This window comes from Blautia sp. ZXY-1-B12, assembly GCF_056339915.1.
Map to the genome: position 1 here is coordinate 1 of NZ_JBWJVP010000302.1, position 9435 is coordinate 9435.

A 9435-nucleotide genomic window follows, 5' to 3' on the forward strand; every position below is an offset into this window, starting at 1 on the left:
CGATCTGCTTGCCTACATTATTCTTTGTAGCTTCTGCAAATTTTGTTTTACCACTGTTTTCTCCATCAGAAGTAAGAGTAAGACTTACCACATATTCCTTTGCACTTGTGTTCTGATTCTGGATTGCACCACCCTGGGCATCTGCTATCATCAGAACCTTCCAGAACAACACTTCCCGGATTCCTTGATCTCATCAATAGTTCTGGAGAGAACATATCCATCCTGTCCTGTAGTAAAGTTCTGGTTTCCGTCAGCATCTTCTTTTGTGATGAAATACAGGGAACCTGGTTTACCCCAGATCATTCAGAATAGTATCTGCATCTGTAACACCAGGAATTTCAACTGTAATACGGTCTGATCCTCCCTGGTATACCTGGAGCCTCAGTACTGTACTGCTCTACACGCTTCTGAAGCTTGTAGATCGTATCTGACATCTCTTCGCTTGTCGGATTGCTCTCCTTAGCCTGGTAGGTAATGCTGACACCACCGGCAAGATCAAGACCCGTGTTGATATGTTTTGCTGCACCGGTTCCGGTAGGACCGATACCTACGGCTGCAGTAAAGCAAAAGAACACAGTCAGGATCAGTGTCAGAAGCAGCACTACGATTCCTTTACTTTTCTTCATAGTTCTTTTCCCTTCTTGATTTTTTGTCCGCGGTCATGTTCATCCGCCTGCCAGCCATTTTCTGTTATGATAACAGCCGACGGCGGTATCAGTCAGACAGATTACTGCCCACTAATCACATGCCAGTGCGGCTTTTATCATGATGGCACACTCCACACGTTTTCTCTGGAGTTCGCATCCGATTTCATAATTGCCTTTGATATCTCCCTGGAAATGGAATGCATTTGCCGCACATCCGCCACTACAGTAGAAACGTGCGAAGCAGTCTTTGCAGTCTTTCTTTGTGTAAACGTTGCATCCGCCGAATTCCTTCTGGATTTCCGGCTTTGTGATGCCTTCGTCTACATTTCCCATGAGATACTGTTCTTCACCAACAAACTGGTGACATGGGTAAAAATCACCCCAGGGTGTTACAGCCAGGTACTCTGTTCCTGAACCGCAGCCTGACAGTCTCTTGTATACACAAGGGCCACCTGTAAGGTCGATCATAAAATGAAAGAAGTTAAATCCTTTTCCCCTCTTTCTCTCTTTTAATCATTTCTTTTGCAAGAGTATCATACTCTTCCATGATCTGGGGGATATCCTCCTCGCGGATTGCATATTCCTCCGTATCAGCCGCAACTACAGGCTCTACAGAAATCTGTTTGAATCCAAGATCTGCCAGAATGCGGAGCACCATCCTTGGAGAAATCAAGAGTATGGTGAGTAAAAGTACCTCTTACATAATACTTGTCCTGATTTCTGGATTCTGCAAACTTCTGGAACTTCGGCATGATCAGGTCATAGCTTCCTGCACCTTTTCTGAATGGACGCATGTAATCATGTACTTCCTTACGTCCGTCCACACTCAGTACAACGTTGCCCATCTCTTTATTGCAGAATTCCATTACTTCATCATTCAGAAGAACTCCGTTTGTTGTTAAAGTGAAACGGAATTTCTTATTGTGAAGCTTTTCCTGCTCTCTGCCATATTTTACCAGATTTTTTACAACCTGCCAGTTCATCAGCGGCTCGCCGCCAAAGAAATCTACTTCCAGGTTTTTTCTGGAACCGGAGTTCGCGATCAGGAAATCAAGAGCTTTTTTGCCGACTTCATAGGACATAAGAGCTCTTCTGCCATGATATTCGCCTTCTTCGGCAAAACAATAACGGCAGGCCAGATTGCAGTCATGAGCAATGTGCAGGCACAATGCTTTTACAACGGTCTGCCGGTTATTTGAAAATTCTTCAATTACATTCTCATAAACATCTTTTGTAAAAAGCATTCCATCTTCTTTCAGCTTATTACATTCTCTTACAGATGTCTCAATATCTTCTCTGTTATATTTGTTTTCCAGTTTCTCTGCAATAGCTTCTGTGCCAAGGCCCTCTTCCAGATATGGAAGAACCTCATATGTAACCTCATCTACCAGATGGATGCATCCACTGTTGATATCCAGTACAATATTAAAGCCATTGCTTTTATAACGGTGAATCAGACTCATTTTACTAAAATCCTTTCTAAGCGTAAGATAGCAGCCGGAATAAAAGTTCCGCTGCTTATCTCATTTCTCCATAGCTGATCTTATTTCTGCTCGCAGCTCTGGTTTCCTACTGTACAGGAAGTTTTACATGCGGACTGGCAGGAAGTAGTCCGGCACTCGCCACATCCACCTTTTTTTACAGTGTTCTGTAAATTCTTTGTATTCAGGGTTTTGATATGTTCCATAACTCTATCCTCCTTATGTAATTATATTCTTGGCATAGTATATCATATATCTTCTCATTTTAAAAGCTTTTTTTTACGACAGCATTCCACCCAGTGTTCCACCGCCTGTGCACATAAAAAATGTTGTAACTGCATGAGCTGCACTCATATCCCAGCCGCCTTTTGCCATAACAGAGACAGTCAACAGTAATACATAGTAAGCCAGACCTGTGATAACACCCCACAGATATTTGTCTTTACGCACAATTTTGCCGGCCATAAAGCCTCCCATGAAACATGCAAGTACATAAATTATAATAATCCCCGCATCTACAGCTGTTTCTCCCAGATCAAAAGCAAACAGTACCAGGGCCAAAAGCAGTAATGCCACTCCTGTTAATGCATATGCAAATAATAGTGATTTCAAAATTGCTCTGACTTTCATTGCTTCCCCTCCTGTTAAACTATATGGGGGAGGAATCAGTGTTATTCTTTTATTTCTTTCTCTTTTTTATAAATACAACCACACCGGCGATCACTGCAGCTGCCACAAACAGTATCACAAACGGCATAATTGATGTTGTATCTCCGGTATTTACTGTATTGTTATTTTTCACAGCTTTATTTTCCGCTGAATTATCATTCTGATCAGAAGAAGAATCATTATTGCTGTCAGAACTGTCATTCATAGATACTGTATTGTTCTTTCCGGAATCAGAGCTCTGACTGTCGGAGGAAGCCGGTGCAGGAGTTACCGCATCTGTGTCGTCCGTATCATTCCCCGCATCAGGTCCTACTAATTGTCTGCTTCCTGCAATTCCAAATGGACTGAAAGAATGTGTGCTGAATACCATAATACCATTCTCTACACTCGGAATAATCGTCTCAGTTGCCCCGTTATCCAGGAGATGTTCGATAGTATACTGATATCCGGATTTTACCGGCACAGTAACACTGATATAATCTCCATTAGGGATCTCATATTCTGTATTATTCTTAAGATCCCAGAGTTCAAATTCATAAGACTGGAAAATCATTGCATCTGATTCATTGGTAAACTGATAGCTGTCACCGCTTGAAACTCTGAACTGTACATACCATGGAAGATTAACTCCGCTTACTGTAATACCGTCGCAGGTATGATTAAGTGCGGCCCTCTCTTCTTTTTCTTCATCAGAAAGAGAATCCTCTGCATCTGTAGGACGGTCATCCTTATCGTCCGGCAGAACAGGATTATCAAAGATATTATCATCTGCGCCATCTTCATCATCTTTCTTCGTATCTTCTTTATCCTGTGTCATATCATCTGCAGGTTCCAGCTTACCGGTAGTTTCTGTATCTTTATCCGTCTTATCTGCATTGCTGTTATTATCTTTGTCGTTTTTATTATCTGTTTTATCTTCTTCAATCTTACTCTCTTCATTGTCTGTATCAGTTTTATTATCCTGATCTGATTTACTTTCCTTATCTTCTTTATTGTCTGTATCAGCGTTTTCATCTGCGGCAGGTTTTTCTGACGAAGTTTCAGGCGTTTCTGTTGGATGCTGCATTTTCTGTTGGATCTGTTTTACCTGAGCCTTCTGTCTTATCAACATTATCACCATCCGTAATACTGTTCACTATTACATTGATGTAACCGACAACCGCGCCGCTCTCCGGATCCCATCCATCCACATGGCTTAAATCCTGCCCTTCTGCCGGTATAAGAAGTACCTCACAGCTCTGTACACGCTGTGCAGGAACGAAACTTCCATCTGCCCATTCAAAAGTTCCATATTCCGTTGCCGGAAGTTCTACATCCGCAAGTTCTACAGGCTTATCAAGCGTGATGTTGTCCGGAATCAGAGAAGACACAGTATTCTCCTGTGACTCAGCCGCACTGACCTGTCTTGTTACACCCGGTATATTATTTCCTGCAATCAAAGCCGCTGTTAAAGCCGCTGCCGCAAAAATACCCGTTCCTTTTAATTCATTTTTTCTTATTCTATTTATATTATTGGACATATCGCACCTCTATATTTATATTCGATTCTTATGTTTCCTGATAATCATTTTTTTACTTTCAGCCAAATATCAGTTCTCTTTTTACGTAATACAATAATATTACATATCTGTATATTATCAAACTTTTATCATTTTGTAAATATTCTGTAATGTTTTTTTTCATTTTAATCGAGTGAATTATAACACAAATCTTACTTTTTCGACAGTCCTCTTTTAAATTTTTTTATACTATCTTTGAACCAAAAGCTTTTTCTTGATTTTTTATATGAAATCATGTATATTTTGCTTAAATGTTTTATGATATGATTCAATCAATAAAGATAATCAAAAGGAGTGAATAAATCTTGGATTCAAGTATTGCCTTTCAGGCGGTGGCGATTCTGATACTGATCGCACTTTCTTCATTTTTTTCTTCTGCGGAAACCGCTATGACAACCGTAAATAAGATTCGGATACAGTCTCTTGCCGAGCAGGGCAACAAACGTGCTGTTATTCTGGAAAAAATAATTTCCAATTCCCCAAAGATGCTCAGTACCGTATTAATCGGAAACAACATTGTAAATATGTCTGTTTCTTCTCTCATGACTACACTCACCATAAAGATTCTGGGAAACGCATATGTAGGAATCACAACCGGCATCCTGACTCTGCTGATTCTCATTTTCGGTGAGATAACCCCCAAAAACCTGGCAACAATCCATGCTGAAAAATTGTCCCTGGCCTATTCAAGAATAATATACGGACTTATGATTCTCCTTACTCCCGTTGTTTTCATTGTAAATAAAATAACAGAAGGTGTACTGGTCATTCTGCATGTTAACCCGGACGAAAAGGCAAATGCCATGACTGAACATGAACTGCGTACCCTCGTCAATGTAGGTGAAAAAGACGGCGTCATTGAAAACGAAGAAAAACAGATGATCTACAATGTGTTTGATTTTGGCGATTCAACTGCAAAAGATGTCATGATTCCCAGAATCGACATGACCTTTATAGATATCAATTTTTCCTATGATGAACTTATGGCGGTCTTCAGTGAAGATATGCATACCCGTTTTCCGGTTTATGAGGACAACACTGATAACGTAATCGGTATTATCAATATGAAAGATCTTCTTGTTTATCCAAAGGACAAACCTTTTTCAATCCGCAACATCCTGCGTGAGCCTTATTTTACCTATGAATACAAAGCTACAGCAGACCTGATGATCGAAATGCGTAAAGCATCCGTCAATCTGGCAATCGTTCTGGACGAATACGGTGCCACAGCCGGTCTGGTCACATTGGAAGACCTGTTGGAAGAGATCGTAGGTGAGATTCGCGACGAATACGATGAGGATGAAGTCGAAGATATTAAAGAAATCCAGCCTGAAAGAGAATATGTTGTTCAGGGTTCTGCCAAGCTGGATGATATCAACGAAGCCCTCCATATTAATCTGGAATCTGAAGATTATGATTCTATTGGCGGATATATTATTGAACAGCTTGACTGCCTTCCCAAAGAGGGTCAGTCTGTCACACTTGAAAGTGGCATCCGCCTGGTTGTTGACCGTCTGGACAAAAACAGAATCGAACTTGTCCACATCTGGCTTCCCGAGAAGAAAACTGAAACAGAAGAACAGCCGTAACTGTCATCTCTCCAGCATCAGTGAAAATTGTTTCACGATTCTGGAGAGTTCTCCTGTAACCGCATCAATTCCTTCTTCGTTCTTTTTCCAGTTTTCTCTGGTAATTCCATCTGCATTCACAGGCACCACATAAAATTCTGTTTTCGGATACAAGAGCTGATAATACATCAGACATCTTCTTGCATGGTAAGATTTGCAGCACAAAATCGCTCTTTCTATTTCCAGTTCTGCATGATCTGTCACCTGTCTGGAATAAATTGCGTTCTCATAAGTAAAGGTTGCCTGGTCTTCTTTCAGGATTTTCTGATCCGGAACTCCGTTTTTTATAAGAACATCCCTGAGAAATTCCCATTCTGTTCCATATTCCTTATTATATACATTGCTTTTTTCAAGAACGCCTGAAAACTTTCCATTTACTACGCTGTATTTTCCACTGGGCAGAATCCAGTCCGCCATCCCTTTCTTAAACAATTCTGCTGCTTTTTCCGCCATCTGCGGATAACCATTTCCAGGGACAAAAATAATATCAGATTTTTCCGGCTTGTTTTCTGCAAAAATAAACTCTTCTGAACTTTTTAAAAATTTTTCATATACGTCATTCATCATTACTAACTCCTCGTTATCTGTTTTTTCTACAGCACCTCTCAAATAATGCGTTTGTAACAGTCCAACAAAATTTCACGCTCTGATGAACCGGAACAATATGCATTATTTACGAAGATTTCTATGGAATTTCTATAGATAGATACAGTGTACCATATTTTTTCTATTAACGTACAACCAAGTTAATTCTTAAAACTATATCCCCCACTGCTTATGTTACTGTTCACTCTGTTCACAGAAAACACCTCGCGGGATATTACCAGTGAACAGTAACCTACTTATTGCTTTTCGCAACCTCCGCAGGGGACTTATTTGATTCGGTTAAACAAAAAGTCCGCAGACTTCCAATATTTCCAGAAAGCTATTTTGTCACAATAATCGTACTGTAACCATCATCCCTCAGTCTCTGCTCCATATTTACTGCATTACCAATCTGCTGATAGGCACCTGTCTGAACTTTATACAATCCGTTTTCATGTAACATAAAAGAGGGATAACCTTTTTCCAGTAACTGATATAACATACGGTCCGCATTCTCTTTTTTTCTGAACGCTCCAGTCTGCACTCTGTAATAAAGCGGTTCCTGCACTGTTTCCTCATCCAGGCTTCCAAGAATCGCATCTGCAATTCCCTGAGCTATATCGCTAAACTTGTTATCAAACAGTTTATTATCTTCTTCGGAATTGATAAATCCGGTTTCTATTAAAAGAGCCGGCATCCTGGTTCGTCTGAGGACCACAAGTCCCGGCCGCTCTTTTACACCGATTTCGCGGAATCCCACTTCTCCCAGAGCTCCCAGAATATTCTCAGCCATCTGATATTTAATCCCGCTTTTATCATAAATCAGAACTTCCGCTCCATTATACTGGTTTTCCTTTGGACTGCTGTTTCGGTGAAATGAAATAAAGTAATCTACTCCTGCCTGATTTGCAAGCTGTGCCTTCTCAAAAGGTGTCTGATAGACATCACCGGTACGGGTATAAGAGATATCAATCCCTTTATTTTTTAAAATCTCACCTACCGCAAGAGCAAGTTTAAGATTGTCATTCTTTTCCTGTCTTCCCTTATATACGGCTCCCGGATCCTGACCTCCATGTCCGGCATCCAGCATGATCGAATATGCCATGACGACACTCTGCTTTCTTCATATACTCTTTATACTATATGAATTAAAAATATAATTGTGCAGGTCGCTTGACTTTTTTACACTAAAGCGTTATACTTTAAAACGTCACAGTCGAATAACTCGATGACATTATCCGAATCATTTACCAGTACTGCTTTCCCTGCAGAAAATCATTCGGATCCAGGTAAGTTTCATATTATCAAATAATAAACGCAATTCTTACCTGACTTAATTTAAACATTATATTAGGAGGATATATCATTATGAAAAGAAAAGCATTAGCAATCACTCTTGCAGCAGCCATGGCTATGGGAACCTGCGCAGTAACAGCAAGTGCTGCTGACGGAGACAAATATACAATCGGTATCTGTCAGCTTGTACAGCACGAAGCTCTCGACGCTGCGACACAGGGATTCAAGGATGAAGTCACCAAAGAACTGGGAGAAGACGCAGTTACCTTTGACGAGCAGAACGCACAGGGAGATTCCAACACCTGTTCTACAATCATTAACAGCTTTGTTTCCAATAATGTTGACCTGATTCTTGCAAATGCAACTCCTGCTCTTCAGGCAGCTGCAGCAGGAACAAGCGATATTCCGATTCTTGGTACTTCTGTTACTGAATACGGTGTTGCACTTGGACTGGATGATTTCGACGGGACTGTGGGCGGAAATATTTCCGGAACTGCAGACCTTGCTCCCCTTGATCAGCAGGCAGCAATGCTCAATGAACTTTTCCCGGATGCAAAAAATGTAGGTCTTCTCTACTGTTCTGCCGAAGCAAACTCTCAGTATCAGGTAGATACAGTAAAAGCTGAACTTGAAAAACTCGGATATACATGTGAATATTATGCATTCTCTGACTCTAATGATCTCTCTTCTGTTGCTACAACAGCAACTGACGCAAGTGATGTAATTTATGTACCGACAGATAATACAGTTGCTTCCAACACAGAGATCATCAACAACATCTGCCTTCCGGCAAAAGTTCCGGTAATCACAGGCGAAGAAGGTATCTGCAGCGGATGCGGTGTTGCGACACTTTCCATCAGCTATTATGACCTTGGTGTTACAACCGGTAAGATGGCTGTTAAAATTTTAAAGGACGGTGAAGATATTTCCACAATGCCGATCGAATATGCACCAAACTTCACAAAAGAATATAACAAAGATATCTGCGAAGAGCTGGGCATCGAAGTTCCGGACGATTATGTTGCAATCGGCGAGGCTTCTGATGATGCAACGGCAGCAGACGAATCTTCTGATGAAACAACAGAAGATAATGCAACTGAAGAAGCTGCCAAATAAATCCGGTCAGACAGTTGAAAAATACTCACACCAACAGGATTTTAAATAACAGCTTATCAAACAGTTATAAAAATTCAATTTATATGCGATCAGCGGGAAAGGTTTGACGCCTCTCTCGCTTTTCGCATCTCAACAGGAGGAAATTACAAATGCAAATTTTAACATTAATCACTGCACTTCCGGGTGCAGTAGCCCAGGGTCTGATCTGGGGAATTATGGCAATCGGTGTTTATATCACTTTCCGTATTCTTGATATTGCAGACCTTACAGTTGATGGCACTATGTGCACCGGTGGTGCAGTGTGTATTATGATGATGCTTTCCGGTCATAATGTCTGGATTTCTATGTTGGCCGCTACTCTCGCCGGAATGCTGGCAGGCCTTGCGACCGGAATTTTTCACACCTTTATGGGAATTCCCGCAATCCTTGCCGGAATCCTGACACAGTTATCTCT

At 40.9% G+C, this 9435-nt stretch carries 9 protein-coding genes and 2 pseudogenes; 3 read left to right on the forward strand and 8 right to left on the reverse strand.

From position 1 onward, the window contains the following. The 6 genes and pseudogenes from AC075L_RS20940 to AC075L_RS20965 form a co-directional block, all read right to left on the reverse strand. Nucleotides 1-626: pseudogene (locus AC075L_RS20940) on the reverse strand (preprotein translocase subunit SecD family protein); the annotation flags it as partial. A 111-nt stretch (nucleotides 627-737) separates the two neighbouring features. Continuing rightward, nucleotides 738-2110 (reverse strand): annotated as a pseudogene (gene scfB / locus AC075L_RS20945) (thioether cross-link-forming SCIFF peptide maturase). Nucleotides 2111-2190: 80 nt separating this feature from the next. Then, nucleotides 2191-2334 carry a six-cysteine ranthipeptide SCIFF gene (gene scfA / locus AC075L_RS20950; protein ID WP_476388138.1) on the reverse strand — a complete coding sequence of 48 codons (144 nt, stop codon included), beginning with the start codon at nucleotides 2332-2334 and terminating at the stop codon, nucleotides 2191-2193. A gap of 73 nt (nucleotides 2335-2407) precedes the next feature. Beyond that, nucleotides 2408-2758: a TIGR04086 family membrane protein gene (locus AC075L_RS20955; RefSeq protein WP_008703735.1), complete on the reverse strand. Its 351-nt coding sequence runs from the start codon at nucleotides 2756-2758 to the stop codon at nucleotides 2408-2410. A 49-nt stretch (nucleotides 2759-2807) separates the two neighbouring features. Next, nucleotides 2808-3908: a hypothetical protein gene (locus tag AC075L_RS20960; RefSeq protein ID WP_476388139.1), complete on the reverse strand. Its 1101-nt coding sequence runs from the start codon at nucleotides 3906-3908 to the stop codon at nucleotides 2808-2810. Continuing rightward, nucleotides 3838-4317, reverse strand: coding sequence for a hypothetical protein (locus AC075L_RS20965; RefSeq protein ID WP_476388140.1), 480 nt, complete (start codon nucleotides 4315-4317; stop codon nucleotides 3838-3840). Before AC075L_RS20965 ends, AC075L_RS20960 begins: the two co-directional genes overlap by 71 nt. A gap of 344 nt (nucleotides 4318-4661) precedes the next feature. On the opposite strand from AC075L_RS20965, the gene AC075L_RS20970 reads away from it, so the two are divergent. Then, a complete protein-coding gene (locus AC075L_RS20970; RefSeq protein WP_022380371.1) occupies nucleotides 4662-5945 on the forward strand; it encodes an HlyC/CorC family transporter in 1284 nt (427 codons plus the stop codon). A 3-nt stretch (nucleotides 5946-5948) separates the two neighbouring features. Here the strand turns inward: AC075L_RS20970 and AC075L_RS20975 are convergent, their stop codons facing one another. Both AC075L_RS20975 and AC075L_RS20980 read right to left on the reverse strand, forming a co-directional pair. After that, entirely contained in the window at nucleotides 5949-6551 is a 603-nt protein-coding gene (locus tag AC075L_RS20975; protein WP_331464958.1) for a YdcF family protein, read from the reverse strand. A 358-nt stretch (nucleotides 6552-6909) separates the two neighbouring features. After that, entirely contained in the window at nucleotides 6910-7674 is a 765-nt protein-coding gene (locus AC075L_RS20980) for an N-acetylmuramoyl-L-alanine amidase (protein ID WP_118409360.1), read from the reverse strand. Nucleotides 7675-7937: 263 nt separating this feature from the next. On the opposite strand from AC075L_RS20980, the gene AC075L_RS20985 reads away from it, so the two are divergent. Continuing rightward, the gene (locus AC075L_RS20985) at nucleotides 7938-8981 is read left to right on the forward strand and encodes an ABC transporter substrate-binding protein (RefSeq protein ID WP_118593240.1); all 1044 of its coding nucleotides are present in this window, start codon (nucleotides 7938-7940) and stop codon (nucleotides 8979-8981) included. 149 nt (nucleotides 8982-9130) lie between these two features. Beyond that, the coding region (locus AC075L_RS20990; protein ID WP_476388141.1) for an ABC transporter permease subunit at nucleotides 9131-9435 on the forward strand (305 nt) is incomplete at its 3' end.

Coding starts and splice junctions, on each gene's coding strand:
- scfA (WP_476388138.1), bottom strand. CDS start 2,334: ATGGAACATATCAAAACCCTGAATACAAAGAATTTACAGAACACTGTA.
- AC075L_RS20955 (WP_008703735.1), bottom strand. CDS start 2,758: ATGAAAGTCAGAGCAATTTTGAAATCACTATTATTTGCATATGCATTA.
- AC075L_RS20960 (WP_476388139.1), bottom strand. CDS start 3,908: ATGTTGATAAGACAGAAGGCTCAGGTAAAACAGATCCAACAGAAAATG.
- AC075L_RS20965 (WP_476388140.1), bottom strand. CDS start 4,317: ATGTCCAATAATATAAATAGAATAAGAAAAAATGAATTAAAAGGAACG.
- AC075L_RS20975 (WP_331464958.1), bottom strand. CDS start 6,551: ATGATGAATGACGTATATGAAAAATTTTTAAAAAGTTCAGAAGAGTTT.
- AC075L_RS20980 (WP_118409360.1), bottom strand. CDS start 7,674: ATGGCATATTCGATCATGCTGGATGCCGGACATGGAGGTCAGGATCCG.
- AC075L_RS20985 (WP_118593240.1), top strand. CDS start 7,938: ATGAAAAGAAAAGCATTAGCAATCACTCTTGCAGCAGCCATGGCTATG.